The following is a 20562-nucleotide window of genomic DNA, read 5'->3' on the forward strand; positions in this document are numbered from 1 at the left end:
ATAAGTGGTAATTTTAATACAAATTATTATAGAAGAATTTAGGGAAATCGGTAAATTGCTTGAGATAACTATGACAGAAGATAATGACAATAGCGTTATTATAGGTGAAGCATGTATGTTTTCTGCGGGCACTAAAATATTAGATTCGGATTTTCATTCAATTATAGATAATTTAATTTATATAATAAAGGCAGAGTTAATAATAAGCAATAATGGTTCGCTTGGCAGTAAGGTCATATATGAAACATAAGAAATTATAAAATAAAAGGATGAAGATATATTATGATAGTTTTTACTTCAATATGTACAAATTACGCACACAAAGCCAGGACATTGGCGGAATCAGTAAAGAAAAATATACCTGATGCAAAATTCTTTGTTTGCTTAACTGAAAGGGAAAAGGGCGAGGAAATGGATTTCCCATATTTCGATGAGGTGATTTTATCGAAAGATATGTGGGAAGGGAATTTTAATCAGTTTATTTATAAACATTCGATCGTTGAAGCATCAACTGCGGTAAAGGGGCAATTTTTCAGGTATTTATTAAAAACATATCCCGGAGAAGACAAATTTGTGTATTTGGACCCGGACTGTTATGTATATTCTGACTTTACAGAATTAAAACAGCTTTTGGAAAAAAAGCCTATTATATTATGTCCACATCTGCTGCAGCCGGGAAATATTGATATGGAGCTTTCGTCGACGGCACATGGTGTATATAATTTGGGGTTTTTGGCTGTTAATCATAGTGAAGAAGCAGAGCGGTTTATTAATTGGTGGGCAGACAGATTATATTTATTTTGCTATGATGATATACAGAGGGGGATATTCACTGATCAGAAGTGGATTGATTTAGCGCCTTGTTTTTTTGATGCAGAGATATTAAAGCATAGAGGATATGATTTTGCAACATGGTCACTCTTGGATTGCGGAATGACGAACGATGGAAATCATTATTTTATAAAAGGCGATCCACTGCGCTTTATTCACTTTTCCGGATATGGGAAAACAATTGAAAATTGTATGAGAAATTGGCTGCAAAATGAGGATCATCCATTTAGAAAATTATATAATGATTATCAAAAATTGCATGAAAAGAACGATTCAGACAATATATCTACCACTAAATGGAGTTATAGTAAGTATTCTTCAGGTGAAGAAATTGATGATAAATTACGTATAATGTATAGAAGTAATTACGACGTGATGTTCAATTGTGAAAATCCGTTTGCCCTATGTAATAAGGAAATGCGAATCAGGCTGAGTAAAAAACGAAATCCAATACACTATCTTCACAAAGGCGTGCGGACTTTAAAAGATGAAGGTGTTAAATCGCTTTTTTCTAAAACAGTAAAGTTTGTAAAAAGCAGGTAAGAACGAATAGATGGCAAAGGTGGTGTGAGAAATAATATGTCTATAAAGAAAAACAAAGTTGTATTATTATATGGAGGTATGTGCCTGGTAATCTTTAGCATCATTTATCTGCCTATACTTTTTTCGGGAAAGATGTATATGTTCCTTGATATAGGAGCGGATACCTATTCCAGCTATTGGCCCAGCATCGCATATGTAGCTGATCTCTTGAAGGATTTTAAGCTTTGGGATATGAACCTGGGCCTGGGGGCATCATCAATGCTGCAAGTTTCTTATTTCTTGATAGATCCTTTTAACTGGGTTACGTTTCTTTTCTCACCTTATAATATGGATATTGGTATTTTTATTTCTTTGTGCTTAAAGTATATTGCGCTATCCATATTTGCCTATTTGTATTTTAGTAAGATGGGTATACAAGCGGGTGCAAAAGCTATGGCTTCTTTAAGCGTAGTTTTTTCAGGGTGGTTTGTTGGCTGGGGGCAGCATTACAACTATGCTACAATGTTTGTTTTTTTCATAGCTCTTCTCTATTTCTTTGAGTGTTGGCTGCAGGAGGGGAGATGGCCGGCTTTTGTAATAACGCTAGCGTGGCTGGCGATGATGATGCCTTATTATTGTTATATGACATTAATATTTTTAGCACTATATTATATCGTTAGAACTTGGATTAGGATAGCGGATAAGCAATATAAAGAGTTTATCGTCCATGGATTTAAAACAATATTATTATGCTTTGCGGGTATAGGGCTATCGGCAATAATTTTTTTACCGGTTGTATCTGATATTTTGGATAGCCCAAGATTGGGAAACAAGATAGTGCCTGGTTTAGAGCTGGCAACTGGTAAGGAGTACTTTACGCTGCTGCTAAGGCTTTTGTCGAATAATATTTTAGGAATCAATAAAGACTTTTACGGATATGGTAATTGGTATGAAGCTCCTTTTGTATATATGGGAATAATTGTGTTATTTATAATCCCCTTAATATACAGCAAAAAAACATTTAAAAGAAATATTCTGATCGTGACAATATTAATCTCCTTTTGCATGATTTTTCCGCATATTCCGGCAATTATTTTTAATGCATTTAGTACTATTACTTATAGGTGGACATACGTTATAATACCAGTAATAGGAATGGGAATCGGATTGGGTTTTTCTAAGATCGAAAGCAATGAGAATGAAAGGATTAAACCTATTGTTTTCAAGATTTTATACGCTATGATTAGCGCGATATTAGTTTTATACTGCTCTTATTTGTTACAAAACAAACAAGACCCTGCGGATGTTATTATAATATATTCAATTTTGACAGTATTTTTCATTTCCACAATATATTTTTTATGTTTAAGTAAAACATGGGCTAATAAAAAAAATCAAGTATTAATTATTATAATTATATTTGCTTTGGAACTAACAGTTAATGGAGTGATTAGTACGCAATGCAGAAGTTTAATTGAACGAAATAATAAAAATTCGATGAACTATTTTGATCAATCATCTGATATGTTTGATTATATTTCTGGTAGGGATCAGGGAATTTATAGAATAAATAAAAAATATGCCTATATAGATTTAAATGATAGCATGATTCAACATTATAATGGCGAGAAGTACTATAGTTCTATTTTAACTGATTCTTATTGGAATTTACAATATATGTTTGACTTGCGTGTAAAGAATTCAAACTATTTTTATGGATTTGATGATAAGCAATCTTTACGAGATATAAATTGCGGTAAATATATGATATCAACAGATGATACAGAGTTTTATGGATTCAGACAAATTCATAGCGTTGGAAATATGTATTTGTATGAAAACCTTAATAATATTGGTTTTGGATTTTTATATGATTATTATATACCCCGGGAAAAATTTGATGAGTTAAACCAGTATGAAAAACAAAATGTTGTCTATGAGATGGGTATTATAGAAGAGGAAGATATTTCCGGGGTTAAAAATATTTTATCAGAAAAAGACGGAATTCAAATCACATTGAGTCCGGTAGAATTTAATTTGGCCACCAACGATACTGCAAATGGACAGGAAATAACTTTAGAGAAGAAAAATCAAAATCCACTAGTTGTAAAAATAAAAAATAACACGACAGACATAATTTCTGGGAATATTTATATAGAAGATGCTAATAGCGATACATATAGCGTCAATAACTATATTCCTGTAAATTTTCAAGCGGAGGAAGAAAAATATACGAATATAGATAGCTTAAATATAAAGAAAATGAAAATAGATTTACCAAGCAGTGATTTTATAGTTGAAATATATGAAAAAAATGCAGAAGAATTGCAGCAAATTATTGATGAAAAGAAAAAAGAAACTATGAAAATAGTTAAATGGAATGATGAATATATCGAGGGAAGTATAAATGCGAGTGACAGTAGTTTACTGTACCTGCCTATTATATATGATAAGGACTGGAAGGTATATATAAATGGTGCAGAAGTTGAGGTCTTGCGTATTAATGGAGGCTTTAGCGGTGTAATAATAAGTGAAGGAAATAATAATGTTGTGATTGCCTATAAGCCTACAAGTATCCAAATGGGCGCAATTGTAACAACGATTACAGCAATAATATTAGTTACTTTGATTTTTTTAGAGCGGTTACATCGAGGAAATGCGAAAGGAGGAAAATTCAATTATTTTCATAGGGAAGTAATTGAGTTATAATCAAAGATGGAAAAACAGAGCGTACAAATGTTGGAATTCCCACAAAAAGGCGATGGGAGAGGCCAATTGGTTATAGTAGAGGGGGGAGTAGATATCCCCTTTGACATCAAGCGAATATTTTATATATATGGTTCGGATTCAGAAGTAGTAAGAGGGCAGCATGCCAATAAAAGAACAGAATTTGTATTAATAAATGTTTCCGGACAAAGCAAGGTCCGCGTGAAGGATGGAAGAGGAAATGAGGCTATTTTTGCTTTGAACCGTCCACATACAGGTATTTATCTTCCAAAGATGGTATGGAAAGATATGTATGACTTTAGTGAGGGTTCTGTGCTCCTTTGCCTTGCCAGCGAACATTATGATACGGAGGAATATATACGTGATTATGATAAGTTTGTAGAGCTTATAAGTGGAGGGCAGGGGTAATGAAGTTATCAATAGTGATACCAGTCTATTATAATGAAGATAACCTGCAGCCATTATACGATGATATGAAGCAGAAAATTATAGATGTGATCAATTATGATTACGAGATTGTGCTTGTGAATGATGGCTCCAAGGATAAGAGCTATGAGGTGATGAAGAAGCTGGTAAAAGTGGATTCTAATATTAAGATAATTAGCCTATCCAGAAACTTCGGCTCTCACGCCGCCATCTTATGCGGACTTTCTAAGTGTACAGGCGACTGTGCTGTTGTTAAGGCGGCGGATTTACAGGAACCTACTGAATTGATTCTTGAAATGGTAGAAAGCTGGAACAAAGGGAATAATGTAGTTCTCGCAGTAAGAAGTGGAAGAGAGGAAAAGAAGAGTCAGACACTTTTCTCCAATTTGTATTACAATCTGGTAAGAAAGACATCTTTGCCTGCTATGCCAAAAGGTGGATTTGATGTATATCTACTAGACAGAAAAGTAATCAATGTGTTAATGGCATTGGACGAGAGGAATAGCGCATTGACGGGGCAAATCCTATGGAGTGGTTTCAAGACAGAGAAGGTTTATTATACTCGTTTGGCACGTGAGATAGGGACCAGCCGCTGGACATTTAAAAAGAAGATAAGATTAGTAGCGGATACTTTGTTTAGCTTTTCAACTCTGCCAATTACTTTAGTCGCCGGGGTTGGAACCGTATCATTTTTCGGTGCTTTAGCTTGGGCAATATTCGTGTTGACTTTTAAGTTACTAGGATTAATAGAGGTTGATGGTTGGACTACCCTATTTATATTCAATTTATTCAGCTTTGGAATCATCATGCTGACTATGGGAATTTTAGGCAGCTATTTATGGAGAACCTTTGATGCTTCACGAAACAGACCGCCATATATTATAGAAGAAGAGAACGAGCCGGGGGGAGAGGATTAAAAAATGAAGCTGCGTGAGTTGAAAAGGGAAGATATGGCAGGTATGCTGGAATGGATGACGGATCCATATATACGGCAGAATTTCCGATTTGGTTCGGATAAAATAGATGAGAAAAGTGTTCTGAGCTTTATTCAAAATGCAGGGAGCGCTTTACGTGCACCAATAGAAGGAAATACCATTCATTACGCCATTGCAGATGAAGAGAGCGATGAATATCTTGGAACGATTAGCTTGAAAGCGATAAGTATAGCCAATAAGCATGCGGAATATGCAATAAGTCTTAGAAGGAAAGCACAACGAAAAGGAATTGCAATAGAAGCGACAAAAGAAATACTTCGACTTGCATTTGTTAAATATAATCTTGAAAGAGTATATCTGAATGTATTTTCAGATAATATCCCAGCGATTAAGTTATACGAAAAATGCGGCCTTGTATTGGAAGGTGAGTTCCGTAATCACTTAGTCGTGGAAGGCGAGTATAAATCATTGAAGTGGTACTCGATATTGAGGACAGAATACCAGGGTAAGTATGGAATACCTATAAATAATTAGAAACAGGAACCAGCAAGAGAAAGTGAGACAAGTTCATGAAAATAATGCCCAATCGTTTAGATAAAGGTTTTGGAATGTATCAGAAGGAATTCGAGCAAAAAGCTTTAGAGGTATTACGCTCCGGGTGGTATGTCCTTGGAAACGAGGTAAAACAATTCGAAGAGGAATTTGCAGCATATACAAGAACAAAACATTGTGTGGGACTTGCCAGCGGACTGGATGCTCTCTGGATTGCGTTCCGGGTGTTGGGTATTGGTGCGGGAGATGAAGTAATCGTACAGGGGAATACTTATATAGCAAGTGTCATGGGAATTACAATGAATGGGGCGACTCCTGTTTTTGTAGAGCCGGACGAATATTACAACATAGATGTATCCAAGATAGAAGAGAAAATTACAGAAAAAACAAAGGCGATTCTTGTTGTGCATCTCTATGGACAGGCCTCTGACATGAAAACAATTATGAAGTTGGTACAGAAGTATAATCTGCGTCTTGTAGAGGACTGTGCCCAATCACATGGAGCTTGTTTTGATGGAAAGATGACAGGAACATTCGGTGATATAGGCTGCTTTTCCTTTTATCCATCAAAGAATCTGGGTGCCTTCGGCGATGCAGGGGCAATTGTAACGAATGATAATAAAATAGCAGAAGATTTTAGAATATTCCGGAATTATGGAAGTGAGAAGAGATACTATAATAAGCTGGTCGGAACAAACTCAAGATTAGATGAATTGCAGGCGGGTTTATTAAGAGTACGACTTTCACATATGGAAGAGTTAACGGAAGAAAGAATCAAGCTGTGCAATATATACTTGAATGAGATTCACAATGAACAAATAGTCCTGCCAACTGTACGTAAAGGAGCTACGACGGTATGGCATCAGTTTGTGATCCGCTGCCGTAATAGACAGGAGTTGATTGATTATTTGAATGCGAAAGAGATAGGGACTATCATTCACTATCCTATTCCACCGCATCTATCGGAAGCATACTCTTATTTGGGCCTGAATAAAGGCAGCATGTCGGTAACGGAGAGATATGCAGAAGAGGTACTGTCGATTCCGTTATACAATGGAATGACACTGGAAGAACAGAAGTATGTGATTAAGGCAATTAATACATTTCAGCTTAGTGACTGACTTAACAATAGGTTGTGGATAATATGAGGGAAAGTACAAGATGAAAAAGTATAGCGAATTATATGCAATTCGAGGTATGGCCATTATAGGAGTGGTTGTTTGCCATCAGATTGCATTCCTGCATCATTCTGATTGGATCAATTTTTTGACAATATATTCTGTTCCTATGCTGATTCTGTGCATGGGGATTACAAAAGCATTTTCCATAGAACGATATATTAATAAAACCGGAGGGAGAGAACTTTTTTCATATACATTTAAGAGCATGCAACCAGCTCTTTTATCCTATGTGGTTTGTTGTATGGTATGCGGAGTCTATTATCAGAAATGGAATGGCTGGAGCTTTATAGAGCTTGGTCAGTTGATTTTTAAATTTGATGTTGTGGGGCCATTTTATTTTATGGAATACTATATCATATTATCTATTTTGTCGCCTTACTTATTTTTATTATGGAAAATGGCTGAGAAACCGGCCGACAAGAGGTTCAGATATACACTTCAAGTTTGCTTTCTATTTACTTGTTTTTTTATAGGATTTGTTACCAGAAATAATTTTACTCTGTTAGGAAGCAGTTATTTGGTCATTTATGCACTGGGAATACAGATAGGAAGAAAATATGAAAAATTAATAGAGTGGATTGCAAACGGTAAAAAAATCATCTTTTTTGTATTCTTTTGGGGAATAGGAATTTATATGGCGAAAACTACTTTTTGGTGTGGTGGTGATTTTAGCCGGACAATCGGTATAGATAAATATCTTTCTCCATGGACATTAAATCCGCCGAATATATCTGTTATATTATATATGTTATCCAGCTTTTTACTGTTTGCGTTTATTTTTAAAAAGCTGCAAGGTAAGATTGCTGTTAATTTATTCGTTATACTAGGGAAATATTCTCTGGATATCTACTTATGGCACATTGTGATTCAGAATATATTTGTTGTTTATGTATGGAAATATGTACCTAATATGTGGCTTATGCGTTTCACAGCATATTCCATGATGTTTGCTATTCCTGTCATTGGACGGTATATATGGGATAAATTTAAAAGTACGGCATCTAAGTATATAATAGGAGAAAAACAGGCATTACAATAAAGAAGAAGCGGTAATATGTGTAAGGAGAACTAATGGAATTAAAAAAACTTATGAGAAGAAATTACAAGGTTATTGGGTTCTGTATAGGTACTATATTGATATTTGCAGATTTACTGATATGTAATGTCAGAGAGACATATGGTGATGCGAACGGCTATAGCTTGATGGCAAATTATTTTAAGCAAGAAGGGCTATTTAATTTTTATTTAAATATACCGCAAGATATAATAGAAAAATATCTTTTTTCAATAAGGGGATATGCTTGGCCGTTTATCATGGCTGTTTGTAAGATCTTTAGTATGGATACGCAAATAGGATACTGGTTCTTTGCCGCTATTTTTATGAGCAGCGGTTTAGCATATGCGTTACCGGAAGTTTTTGAGAAACTCTTTGAAAAAAAGGTTTCTATTTTTCAAAGAATTATACCTATTATTATTACGATATTGTTTTGGAATGGGCTTATCATATATCCACTATCAGATATTCCATCTGTTGTTACGGTATCTTGGGCATTAATGCTTTTAATTAAGATATCATCGGATAAGCATGTTATCATCAACTTAATCACGGCCGTATTATGCGGTGTTTGTTTGGGGGTATCTTATTATATCAGAAGTGGCTGTAAGCCAATTGTTTTTTTAGCGCTGGCAATTGTAATCGTTTATAAATTAAAAAAACAATATGTTAAAAAAATTGGTGTTATAGTTGCGATGTTATTGGGAATAGGAATTTCAGCTGTTCCACAAATAATGTTAAATATTTCATCCAATAATGTAAATTCATATGAAGTCCCCATTTTTTTCACCTCTGGAATAGAAGGACTGGAATATTACAGCGGAATAAAAGATATAAGATATGAGACAAATATTACGGGAATACACCCGGAAGTAGTAATGCTTTCATCTAGTAAATTAGCGGATAATATATTGGCAGCAGAAGATATCGAAGGCAGGGATGTTAAGATATCAACTGTTCTTAAGCTGGCAGTGAAATACCCGCTGGAATTTTTGGGATTGTATACAACTAAATTTGCTAATTATATTGATCCGAGGTATGGTAATGAAGTATATGTAAAAGATTTGAATTCGAGACAATATTTAATTATGGTTTCCAATTTTTTGTTATGGTTGTCTATGTTCTTAGGGTTAGGTATACAAATAAATAGAGATGTGGAGAATGGAGGAAGTTCACAATTTAAAAATATTAAGGTGTTCTTCCAGAGATACTTTTTATATATATTTGCTTTTATTCTGCCGGCATTGATACATTTAGCAGGTACACATGTAGAAGCACGCTATTTTTATCCTTGTTATGTAATATTATATATGTATTTAGCCTCGGAATGCCCTTGGAAAGAAGTATGGAATTTGTTGAAAAAGAAAACAGTTACAATTGCAATTGTCAGTATCGCTTTATTTGGATGCGTAAATTCCATATGGAATTTTACATTTGAAGATTTCAACTATTCCAGCCTGTTTTTTGAACATGGCTATTCTTTGGAAAAAAAAGACATAACTACGTTAATAGAAGAGAATCATGATGAGCTGAATATTAATTATGATGTGTGGTCATTAGAGATGACAAACGGAACGCATCTTAAGATGTCAGGATATATTGTTGCATTAGAAAAGGATTCCAGTAAAAGCGAACTAAAGCTTGCACTATGTTCAGCTGATAAGGTATATCTATATGAAATCAATATAACTGATAATATGAATGAAGCGGAGATGTATAGGAATTCAAAGTTCAGTATTGATAAAGAATTAGTTGGTTTAGATGCCGGAGAATATCAGATGGGCCTTATATTGGAAAATGAGGGGGAATCTAAAATGATATTATTAAATAAGACTATAGTTATACAGAAGTAGCGTAACCCAATAATGCCTTATGAGGAGAGACGAGTGGATGAAAGTAGTAATTTTAGCGGGTGGGTACGGAACCAGAATTAGCGAAGAGAGCCATTTAAAACCAAAGCCAATGATAGAGATTGGTGAAAAGCCGATTTTATGGCATATCATGAAAGAATATTCTCATTATGGGTTTAATGAATTTATTATCTGTTGTGGCTATAAGCAGCATGTTATAAAAGAATGGTTTGCGGATTATTATTTGTATAATTCTGATGTTACATTTGATTTTAGTAAAAATAATGAAATGGCTGTACATAACAATGTTGCGGAACCTTGGAAAGTAACTATAGTGGATACAGGGCTGAATACTATGACAGGCGGCAGAATAAAGAGAATACAGCAGTATATCGGTAATGAGACATTTATGCTTACTTATGGAGATGCTGTTTCCGATGTAAATATAAAGAAACTTGTTGATTTTCATAAAGAGCATAAAAAAACAGCAACATTAACAGCGGTTAATATAGGACAGCGATTTGGTGTTCTTGGAATTGATGCGGCGAATGACAGTATTAACTCGTTTCGTGAAAAGGAAAGTACGGATGGTGCAAGGATTAATGCAGGCTACATGGTTTTAGAACCCGCCATTTTTGATTTTATTGAAGGCGATACAATTGTATTCGAAAAGGAACCATTGGAGACGGTTGCGCAAAGCGGACAGTTAAAAGCATATAAACATAATGGCTTTTGGCAATGCATGGATACAAAGCGTGAGAAAGAAGAGCTTGAGGAATTGTGGGAATCCGGACAAGCACCCTGGAAAGTGTGGGATAAATAATGCTAAATCTGAATTTTTATAAGAACAAGAAAATTTTAATTACGGGCCATACCGGGTTCAAGGGAGCGTGGCTTTGTGAAATTTTAGCATCAGCAGGTGCGCATGTCTATGGTTTTTCTTTGGAGCCGCCAACAAGCCCCAGTTTGTTTAATATAGCTAAAGTCGGAGATGATATGGAGTCCTTTTTAGGGGATATAAGGGATTTTGAACAAATATCGTCCATATTTAAGAAGGTACAGCCGGAGATTGTATTTCATTTGGCAGCACAGCCAATTGTGAGGGAAAGCTATAAGAATCCTGTTTATACATATGAAACTAATGTTATGGGAACGGTAAATTTATTAGAATGTGTCAGGATAAATGATTGTGTGAAATCGGTGTTAAATGTCACGACAGATAAGGTTTACGAGAACAAGGAATGGGAATGGGGATATCGTGAATATGAACCATTGGATGGTTATGACCCATATTCGAACAGTAAGTCATGCTCAGAGCTGGTTACTCATAGCTATAAGAAATCATTTTTTTTAGATGGCAGGGTGAGAATATCAACGGCACGAGCCGGTAATGTTATCGGAGGAGGGGACTTTGCAGATGATAGGATTATTCCTGATTGTGTGAGAGCAGCAGCAAAGGGAGAGCCGATTGTAGTTAGGAACCCTTATTCAGTTAGACCATATCAGCATGTGCTGGAGCCTTTGTATGCTTATCTTATGATTGCACAAAGACAATATGAAGATAAAGCATACGAGGGATATTATAATGTTGGGCCTGATGAGACGGATTGTATTGCGACAGGTGAGTTGGTTGGAAAATTTTGTGATATATATGGTGAAGGTGCCGCATGGATTAATAAATGCGAAGAGGGTCCTCACGAGGCCAATTTCTTAAAACTTGATTGTTCAAAACTTAAAAATGTTTTTTCCTGGAAGCCACATTGGAATATTGACAAAGCAATAGAAAAGACGGTTGAATGGACAAAATGTTATTTAAGCGGCGACGATGTAAGCAATTGTATGAAAAAACAAATAAAAGAATTCTTTATTTCGTGAAATAAGGTGGGCAAAAAAATGTTTGAAAATAAGAATGAAAAGCAGGCAAGGCAAGAGATCTTAGGCTTGGTACAGGAATACTGTGAAAGGTATCATAATAATACCGAATATAAAGAAGGAAACAGGATTCCCTATGCGAAACGAGTTTATGATCACAAAGAAATGGTAAATTTGGTAGACAGTTCGTTGGAATTCTGGCTGACTTCCGGAAGATATACAGAAGAGTTTGAACGAAAATTTTCTGAATATCTTGGAGTAAAATACTGTTCCCTGGTTAATTCGGGTTCTTCCGCGAATTTAAATGCGTTTATGGCACTGACCTCCTCTTTGTTAGGAGAACGTCAGATAAAAAGAGGGGACGAAGTAATAACTGTAGCAGCAGGCTTTCCTACTACGGTATCGCCTGTTATACAGTTTGGGGCAGTTCCGGTATTTGTAGATGTTACAATTCCCCAATATAATATTGATGTTACGATGCTGGAGGAAGCGTTGTCGGATAAGACGAAGGCGGTTATGATTGCCCATACGCTGGGAAATCCGTTTGACTTGAGCGCAGTCAAGAGTTTTTGTGATAAGCATAATCTTTGGCTGGTAGAAGATAATTGTGATGCCTTAGGGTCAAAATATCTAATGGATGGCGAGGAGAAATTTACTGGTACCATTGGAGATATCGGCACCTCAAGTTTTTATCCGCCACATCATATGACGATGGGTGAAGGTGGAGCTGTATATACGGATAATCCATTATTGAATAAAATAATCCGTTCTTTCAGGGATTGGGGGCGGGATTGCGTTTGCCCATCAGGTGTAGATAATCTTTGTCAGCATCGTTTTGACAAACAGTATGGCGAGTTGCCAGTAGGGTATGATCATAAATACGTGTATTCGCATTTTGGTTACAATTTGAAAGCAACTGATATGCAGGCTGCGATTGGCTGTGCACAATTAGAAAAATTCCCTTCTTTTGTCGAGCGAAGAAAGCACAATTTTAACAGGCTTAAAAGTGCTTTGCTAAGTGTTTCGGATAAATTAATCCTGCCCGAGCCATGTAAAGATTCTAATCCAAGTTGGTTTGGCTTTTTAATCACATGTAAAGAGGGTGTGGAAAGAAATCGGGTAGTACAATATATTGAAGACAAAGGTGTTCAAACGCGGATGTTATTTGCAGGTAATTTAATTAAGCATCCATGCTTTGATAATATGCGGAATACAGGGGAAGGATATCGTGTCGCCGGTAATCTCGAGGTCACGGACAAAATAATGAAGGATACTTTTTGGGTAGGAGTCTATCCTGGTATGACGGATGAGATGATTGATTATATGGCAAAAGTGATTTGCGAGGCTGCTAATATATAAAGAAAGTTGGTCGAAGGTGAAAGTTTCAGATTATATTGTAGAGTTTTTTATTGATAAAAAAGTAAATGATGTTTTTGGGTATCCGGGGGGCATGGTTACGCACCTGATGGATTCTTTTGGAAAATATAAAGATTCTATATCGGCGCATGTGAATTATCATGAGCAGGCAGCCGCATTTGCTGCTTGCGGATATGCACAAGTATCGATGCGGCCGGGAGTGGCATATGCTACCAGTGGTCCTGGAGCGACTAATCTGATTACGGGAATCTGTAACGCATATTTTGATTCTATTCCAACCATTTTTATTACAGGACAAGTTAATACGTTTGAAGCAAAAGGAAGCCTGGGAGTTCGGCAAAAGGGATTTCAGGAAACAGATATTATAGGAATGGTTAGGGATGTAACGAAATACAGCCAATATGTGGAATCTGCTGAAAAGATTAAATATTATCTGGAAGAGGCATATTTTTGGGCGTGTGAAGGAAGACCGGGTCCTGTATTACTGGATATTCCAATGAATATTCTGAGGGCTGATGTCGATATTGACGATCTGGGCGGATTTGTAAGACCATATAAAAACCATGAAAATTCACGATATCAAGAACAACAGATAATTGAATTATTATCAGCCGCCCAAAGACCTTGTTTATTAATCGGTGCAGGGATAAAGACGAGCAATTCCGTTGGCAGATTAAGAGATTTATGCACCAGATTCAAGCTGCCTGTTGTCAGCAGCATGCTGGCGTTTGATGTTATGCCCCAAAGGATGGAGAATAATTTCGGATTTATTGGGGCTTATGGAAATAGAGCAGGGAACTTTATTCTAGCGAAAAGTGATTTGGTAATTGCTATTGGAACAAGATTAGATATAAGGCAGGTAGGTGCTCGAAAAGAGGGATTTGCGCCCCGGGCTAAACTAATTCGTGTAGATATAGATGAGGGTGAATTGTCGAATAAAATTAAGGGAGATGAACTGCAGATTCAGTGTGAGGTTCCATATTTTATAGACAAATTATTTGATATAGGGCAATATATAAATTGTGATAAGAATTGGTTAGGGGTTTGCCGTATTATTGAACGAGAATTAAATGATATAGATACGAGACTCCCGAATGTATTATTGCGCAAATTGAGTCATATGGTACCGGATTGCAGGGTAATTACAACCGATGTTGGACAAAACCAAGTCTGGGTAGCGCAGTCTTTCGAGATTAAAGAAAACCAGCAAGTCTTGTTTTCCGGTGGACACGGGGCAATGGGATATTCGCTGCCGGCGGCAATAGGAGCATACTATGCGTCTAAGAACCCTGTTATTTGTATAAGTGGTGATGGCGGGTTTCAAATGAACATGCAAGAATTACAGTTTATAGTGCGCGAACAATTGCCAATAACGATTGTGCTGTTTAATAATAAATCGCTCGGGATGATACGGCATTTCCAGGAAATGTATTTTGATTCTAATTATACACAGACAGTAGAGCGTGGAGGGTATAGTACGCCGGAATTTGAATTAATAGCTAATTCTTATAATATAGAATATTGTGCAGTAAAAAATGAAGAAGATATATCGAGCCATATTTTTGCTGGAACGAAACCGAAATTTGTGGAGGTGTTTCTGCCTGATGAAACTTACGTTTTTCCCAAACTAGAATTTGGCAAACCGAATCAAGACCAAGAGCCGCTTATAGACCGGGATTTATATCAGAAACTTATGGAGCTGTAGTTATGGTAAAGAAGGTTTGTGTAACAGGCGCTACGGGTTTTTTGGCAGTGCCGCTTATAAAGTTATGTGTAGCAAAAGGATGTAAAGTATATGCCGTTGTCAGGCCGGCTTCAGTCAACATAAACCGCTTGGAGGGTTTGAAGAATGTTTTCATAGTAGAGTGTGAAATGCAGGATTATAATTTATTAGCGGATAAGGTTCATGATAATATTGATATGTTTTTCCATCTTTCCTGGGAAGGTATAAGGGGAAAGCATAGAGACGATGAAGCATTACAATATAAAAATTATAGTAATTCAATTACTGTGCTAAAAGAAGCGATAAAGTTGAATACAAAGGTCTTTGTGGGAGTGGGTTCTCAAGCGGAATATGGCAGTATATTGGGTGAAATGCAAGAGAGCATGGAAGTGAATCCGGATACCGAATATGGAAGATTTAAGTGTATGTTATGTGATGATGGCCAAAAAATTTCAGAACAAAATAATATTCGTTTTATTTGGGGGAGAATATTTAGTGCATACGGTATACACGATACTCCCGGCAGTTTAATATCAAGCTGTATTGAAAAAATGAGGAAAAATGAAGCTATTGAATTGCTGCAAGGAGAGCAGGACTGGAATTATATATATGTTGCTGATGTAGCGGAGGCGCTGTGGCGGTTGGGTATTAAACAAGAGGCTAAGGGAATATTCAACGTTGCATCAAAAGATAATCGAAAATTAAAAGATTATATTATGGAATTGAAGGAAATTTTAGGCTCTGAAAGTTGTTTGAAATATGAAGCTTTGGATAGACATGATGCTTTGCGGGGAATAAGACCTAATATTGATAAATTGGTATCTACTCTGGAGTGGCTGCCAGGTACAAGCTTTAAAGCTGGCATTTTACGATGTATGGAAGGAATAAATATTGCAAATGAAAACGATTAGTATATTAATACCTACGTATAACGAAGAAGAAAATGTAATACCGATGAGTAAAGCAATTAATGATTTATTTTGTGACAGACTTCCACAGTATAAATGCGAGATAATATTCATAGATAACTGTTCCGGCGATAACACTAGATTATTGATAAGAGAATTATGTAAACAAAATGAAAATATTAAGGCAATATTTAACGCTAAGAATTTTGGACAATTTAATTCTCCTTATTATGGGTTGCTGCAAGCTACAGGTGATTGTGTAGTGCTACTTTGTGCAGATTTTCAAGATCCGGTTGAACTAATTGTTGAATTTGTGCGTGAGTGGGAAAATGGTTATAAAATTGTCATAGGGAGAAAGATAACGAGTAAAGAAAACAAAATGATGTATTTTTTAAGGTCTTATTATTATAAAATAATTAAGAAGTTTTCGGATGTAGAACAGATAGAGCATTTTACAGGATTTGGATTATATGATAGAGAATTTGTCGATGTTTTACGGAATTTAAAGGATCCCACCCCTTTTTTAAGGGGAATTGTGGCGGAATTAGGATATAAAAGAAAAGATATTCCTTATGAGCAGCAAAAAAGAAGGGCAGGAAAAACCAGTAATAATTTTTATCGTTTATATGATGCTGCTATGTTAAGTTTTACCTCATATACAAAAATAGGACTTCGTATAGCAACTTTTATTGGTGCAGGTTGTAGTGTTCTTAGTCTGCTTTTGGCATTTATATATCTTATTTTAAAGTTAATTTACTGGAATCGTTTTGCTGCTGGAATGGCACCGGCATTAATCGGTATTCTGCTTTTTAGCTCAGTACAATTGATTTTCATAGGATTACTTGGCGAATATGTTCTTAGCCTTAATGCAAGGATCATGAACCGCCCTTTGGTAATAGAGGAAGAACGGATTAATTTTTCAGATCAAAACGATTTACGTTAGGCATTGCTTTAAATAATGTAATGCAGTGAGGAAAAAATGCTGAAAAGACTTATAAGTATAATAGGAACTATTATTAATAAAACTTTTTATATAATTTTTAAAATATTTGGGATAGAGTTATCTAATGAAAAATATAAAGAAATTCTCCAATTTATCAAGTTTGGGCTGGTTGGATTATCCAATACATTTATTTATTATATTGCTTATCTTATTAGTATCCATTTAGGGGCACACTATTTTACTGGCAACGCGATTGGATTTATAGTCAGCGTATTGAATTCATTTTATTGGAATAAAAAATATGTTTTTGAGGCATCTGGTGGTATTAGAAAAAGTATTATTATGTTATTGAAGACATTTGTGGCATACGGAGTTACGGGATTATTGATATCTAATATTCTACTTTTTATTTGGATTGATAAATTTTATATAGCCGAAACAATTGCACCGCTCATAAATTTACTGGTTACCATACCGCTAAATTATTTTATAAATAAGTTTTGGGCATTTAAGTAGCAATGACCAGCTTTTTAGTATATAACTTATTGTAGCAAATAATTTTTTATCAATAATACCCGCGATAATATAAAGTATAAATAACATTAAAGGAGTTAAGGAAGATGAAAAATGCATTAATAACCGGTATTACCGGACAAGATGGCTCTTATTTAGCCGAACTATTATTAGAAAAAGGATATAATGTATACGGCCTTATGCGCCGCAAATCAGTAGTGGATTACGGTAATGTTGACCATATTAAGGACAAGATTCATTTCATATATGCAGATATGACGGATATAGTATCCTTAATCAACGCCATGAAGGTATCACAGGCGGATGAAGTATATAATCTTGCTGCTCAATCCTTTGTGGCTACCTCATGGGAACAGCCTTTGGCGACAGCGGAAATAGATGCAGTGGGCGTTACGAATATTCTGGAGGCTATTCGCCTGACAAACCCTTCCTGTAGATTTTATCAGGCATCTACTTCCGAGATGTTTGGTTTGGTGCAGGCTATTCCGCAGTGTGAGACAACGCCATTTTATCCCAGGAGTCCTTACGGAGTTGCAAAGCTATATGGACATTGGATTACGAAGAACTATAGAGAGAGTTATAATTTATACGCATGCAGCGGCATCCTTTTCAATCATGAGAGTGAAAGAAGAGGGAAAGAGTTCGTTACCCGTAAGATTACCGATGCAGTTGCAAGGATTAAGCATGGTCTGCAGGACTGCTTGGAATTAGGAAATATGGATTCCAAGCGCGATTGGGGGCATTCTAAGGATTATGTGTATGCGATGTGGTTAATGCTTCAGCAAGAACAAGCGGATGACTATGTAATAGCTACGAATGAAACAAGGACTGTTAGAGAATTTGTAGAGACTGCATTTCATAAAGTTGGTATAGAAATCGAATGGTTCGGACAAGGTATGGATGAAGTTGGTAAAGATAAAAAAAGCGGAAATATACTTGTAAAAGTGAATAAGGATTTTTTCCGTCCGGCAGAAGTCGATATTTTACTGGGCAATCCCCAAAAGGCAGAGAAAGAAATGGGATGGGAACGCCAGATTTCTTTTGATGAACTGGTGGAGCGTATGGTAGAAAATGATATGTCTTTAGTAGCCAAAGAAATTGTTGCTATAAACTTATAAACTAACAAGATAAAATTGGAGAAGGGAATTCTGTATGAGAATTCCCTTTTATGGTATAAAAGATGAAAAAAGCATTAATTATAGGGGCATCAGGATTTGTCGGTGGTTATCTCGCAAGACATCTTCTGGATGAATGCGATATGGAGGTATATGCTACGAAGCTTCCGTATCAGGATATCGAGGATGAAAATATTAAAAAATATGATTTGGATATTTTAGAGAAGGAAGAGATTGTATCTCTTTTGTTTGAAATACGTCCGGATTATATATTTCATTTGGCAGCGCAAAGCTCAGTGGGTATGGCATGGAAAAATCCAGGAGTGACGATTGACATAAATATTAAAGGCAGCGTCAATGTGATGGATGCCGTAAGGGAACTTTATTACAAGCCTCGAGTTTTATTGATTGGTTCAGGTGAAGAATATGGACATATAAAGTCAGATGAGATTCCTATTAGTGAGGAAACGATGATCCGTCCCGGAAATATCTATGCGGCAACCAAGGTATGCCAAAATATGATTGGCAGTATTTATGCACAGGCATATGATATGGAAATTATGATGGTGCGTGCCTTTAATCATATTGGGCCAACTCAGGCCCCAATCTTTGTGGTATCCGACTTTTGTAAGCAGGTAGCAGAAATCGAAAAGGGCATGCGAGATCCTGTAATGTATGTGGGGAATCTCGATTCTATGCGGGACTTTACAGATGTGCGCGATGTGGTGCGGGCATATGCGCTTTTAATGGAAATTGGGAAACCGGGAGAAACATATAATGTGGGCAGTGGACGTGCAGTGGCAATAAGAGAAATATTGAACCTGATAATATCCTTATCCGATAAAGATATAAAGGTAGAAATTGATCAAAATAAGATACGCCCGGTGGATGTCCCTATTATAGAGGCGGATATAGCAAAAATAAAGGAGCTTACAGGCTGGAAACCTAAAATTCCTTTACAGCAGACTATTAAAGAAACGTTAAATTATTGGAGAGAAAGGGTATAAGGGAAGGGGCTTATGGATACAAATAATACGCTGTTTACAACTAGTGGAGTAACGGATTCCAACAGAATATTGCATACGCCAGGGGTTTTTGCAAAAAAAAATCTTTTATATGTTCAGGAGGTTGGAAAGCTCAAGAGTCTTACTCCTCATAAATCACAACGGGAAAATCTTGATTCATATTTATTTTTAAGTGTCTTAAGTGGTGAAGGGATAGTTACCATTAACGGAAATGAGTATGAAGTAAAGAAGGGAGATTGTGCATTTATAAATTGTAAAAATATTTATTCTCATGAGAGCAGCGAAAATAAACCGTGGGAGTTAATGTGGGTGCATTTTAATGGGAATATGGCCGACTCGTATTTTGAATTGTTTCATGAACATAATCAGTCGCACGGTATTTTTAGACCAGCTAGTTTGAGGGAAATTAGGGATATTATAGATAATCTTATGAATTGCCAGAAAGAAAAAGATTTTAAATCAGAATTATTAACTGGGGAATATTTACTCCGATTGGTGAATTTTTGTTTAATTTCTGTAATGCATCAAGAGAAAGAAGATCACGAAACATATAGAACTATTTGTAAGGAAATCCGGGAATATATTAATGAGCATTATCAGGAACATGAAATTATTCAGGAGTTGGTTAAAAAGTATAAGATGAAAGAAGAAGAATTAGATTCATATTTCCAAAAAATGTATGGTATTGCGCTAAGAGATTACATTATAAATAGACGCTTTACTGCAGCAAAAGAACTCCTTAGATTTACTATAAAGCCAATAGAAAAAGTAGTAGAGGAGTCAGGAATTAGAAGTGAGGACTTGCTATATAAACTTTTTCAGGATAGTGAAGGAATGACGGCTGAGGAATATCGGATGAAGTGGTCTCAGTGGGTTAAATGAGCAATGGTAGTATTTAAGAAAGGCTATTTGTATTATGAGGAGAAGAACCATTTTTAATATTCTCAATGAAAAGGGGAATATAAGCTATCAGATACAGAAGAGGTT

19 protein-coding genes are annotated in these 20562 nt (G+C 35.8%); all 19 read left to right on the top strand.

The genetic code is table 11. The features are described from left to right. The first annotated feature begins 4 nt into the window (after positions 1–4). The 19 genes from CC90_RS0119430 (at position 5) to CC90_RS23395 (ending at position 20457) form a co-directional block, all read left to right on the top strand. Positions 5–250, top strand: coding sequence for a hypothetical protein (locus CC90_RS0119430; RefSeq protein ID WP_132038506.1), 246 nt, complete (start codon positions 5–7; stop codon positions 248–250). A 32-nt stretch (positions 251–282) separates the two neighbouring features. Further along, complete coding sequence (locus CC90_RS0119435) at positions 283–1374, top strand: hypothetical protein (protein ID WP_035315860.1); 1092 nt, start codon at positions 283–285, stop codon at positions 1372–1374. Between the two features lie 36 nt (positions 1375–1410). Further along, positions 1411–4062, top strand: coding sequence for a YfhO family protein (locus CC90_RS0119440; protein WP_031392380.1), 2652 nt, complete (start codon positions 1411–1413; stop codon positions 4060–4062). Between the two features lie 6 nt (positions 4063–4068). Further along, positions 4069–4488, top strand: coding sequence for a sugar 3,4-ketoisomerase (locus CC90_RS0119445; protein ID WP_031392381.1), 420 nt, complete (start codon positions 4069–4071; stop codon positions 4486–4488). Then, positions 4488–5423 carry a glycosyltransferase family 2 protein gene (locus tag CC90_RS0119450; RefSeq protein WP_031392382.1) on the top strand — a complete coding sequence of 312 codons (936 nt, stop codon included), beginning with the start codon at positions 4488–4490 and terminating at the stop codon, positions 5421–5423. The genes CC90_RS0119445 and CC90_RS0119450 overlap by 1 nt, the downstream gene beginning before the upstream one ends. A 3-nt stretch (positions 5424–5426) precedes the next feature. Continuing rightward, positions 5427–5975 carry a GNAT family N-acetyltransferase gene (locus CC90_RS0119455; RefSeq protein ID WP_031392383.1) on the top strand — a complete coding sequence of 183 codons (549 nt, stop codon included), beginning with the start codon at positions 5427–5429 and terminating at the stop codon, positions 5973–5975. Positions 5976–6010: 35 nt separating this feature from the next. After that, positions 6011–7114: a DegT/DnrJ/EryC1/StrS family aminotransferase gene (locus CC90_RS0119460; RefSeq protein WP_031392384.1), complete on the top strand. Its 1104-nt coding sequence runs from the start codon at positions 6011–6013 to the stop codon at positions 7112–7114. A 76-nt stretch (positions 7115–7190) separates the two neighbouring features. Then, the gene (locus tag CC90_RS0119465; protein WP_242843357.1) at positions 7191–8213 is read left to right on the top strand and encodes an acyltransferase family protein; all 1023 of its coding nucleotides are present in this window, start codon (positions 7191–7193) and stop codon (positions 8211–8213) included. Positions 8214–8245: 32 nt separating this feature from the next. Further along, positions 8246–10081 carry a hypothetical protein gene (locus tag CC90_RS0119470; RefSeq protein WP_031392386.1) on the top strand — a complete coding sequence of 612 codons (1836 nt, stop codon included), beginning with the start codon at positions 8246–8248 and terminating at the stop codon, positions 10079–10081. A gap of 37 nt (positions 10082–10118) precedes the next feature. Beyond that, positions 10119–10901 carry a glucose-1-phosphate cytidylyltransferase gene (gene rfbF, locus CC90_RS0119475; RefSeq protein WP_031392387.1) on the top strand — a complete coding sequence of 261 codons (783 nt, stop codon included), beginning with the start codon at positions 10119–10121 and terminating at the stop codon, positions 10899–10901. Next, on the top strand, positions 10901–11953 hold the full coding sequence (gene rfbG, locus CC90_RS0119480) for a CDP-glucose 4,6-dehydratase (protein ID WP_031392388.1): 1053 nt from the start codon (positions 10901–10903) through the stop codon (positions 11951–11953). The genes rfbF and rfbG overlap by 1 nt, the downstream gene beginning before the upstream one ends. Before the next feature lie 18 nt (positions 11954–11971). Next, entirely contained in the window at positions 11972–13309 is a 1338-nt protein-coding gene (gene rfbH / locus CC90_RS0119485; protein ID WP_031392389.1) for a lipopolysaccharide biosynthesis protein RfbH, read from the top strand. 16 nt (positions 13310–13325) lie between these two features. After that, positions 13326–15032, top strand: coding sequence for a thiamine pyrophosphate-binding protein (locus tag CC90_RS0119490; RefSeq protein ID WP_031392390.1), 1707 nt, complete (start codon positions 13326–13328; stop codon positions 15030–15032). Between the two features lie 2 nt (positions 15033–15034). Further along, positions 15035–15961 (top strand): NAD-dependent epimerase/dehydratase family protein, encoded by a 927-nt coding sequence (locus CC90_RS0119495; RefSeq protein WP_031392391.1) that lies wholly within the window; start codon positions 15035–15037, stop codon positions 15959–15961. After that, positions 15948–16901, top strand: a complete 954-nt coding sequence (locus CC90_RS0119500; RefSeq protein ID WP_031392392.1) for a glycosyltransferase family 2 protein — start codon at positions 15948–15950, stop codon at positions 16899–16901. Before CC90_RS0119495 ends, CC90_RS0119500 begins: the two co-directional genes overlap by 14 nt. A gap of 36 nt (positions 16902–16937) precedes the next feature. Continuing rightward, positions 16938–17417: a GtrA family protein gene (locus CC90_RS0119505; protein ID WP_031392393.1), complete on the top strand. Its 480-nt coding sequence runs from the start codon at positions 16938–16940 to the stop codon at positions 17415–17417. A gap of 104 nt (positions 17418–17521) precedes the next feature. Continuing rightward, positions 17522–18553, top strand: coding sequence for a GDP-mannose 4,6-dehydratase (gene gmd, locus CC90_RS0119510; RefSeq protein ID WP_031392394.1), 1032 nt, complete (start codon positions 17522–17524; stop codon positions 18551–18553). Between the two features lie 62 nt (positions 18554–18615). Further along, positions 18616–19557 (top strand): GDP-mannose 4,6-dehydratase, encoded by a 942-nt coding sequence (locus CC90_RS0119515; protein WP_031392395.1) that lies wholly within the window; start codon positions 18616–18618, stop codon positions 19555–19557. A 12-nt stretch (positions 19558–19569) separates the two neighbouring features. After that, entirely contained in the window at positions 19570–20457 is an 888-nt protein-coding gene (locus CC90_RS23395; RefSeq protein ID WP_031392396.1) for an AraC family ligand binding domain-containing protein, read from the top strand. Positions 20458–20562: the final 105 nt, after the last annotated feature.

This window comes from Kineothrix alysoides, assembly GCF_000732725.1.
Lineage (GTDB): Bacteria > Bacillota > Clostridia > Lachnospirales > Lachnospiraceae > Kineothrix > Kineothrix alysoides.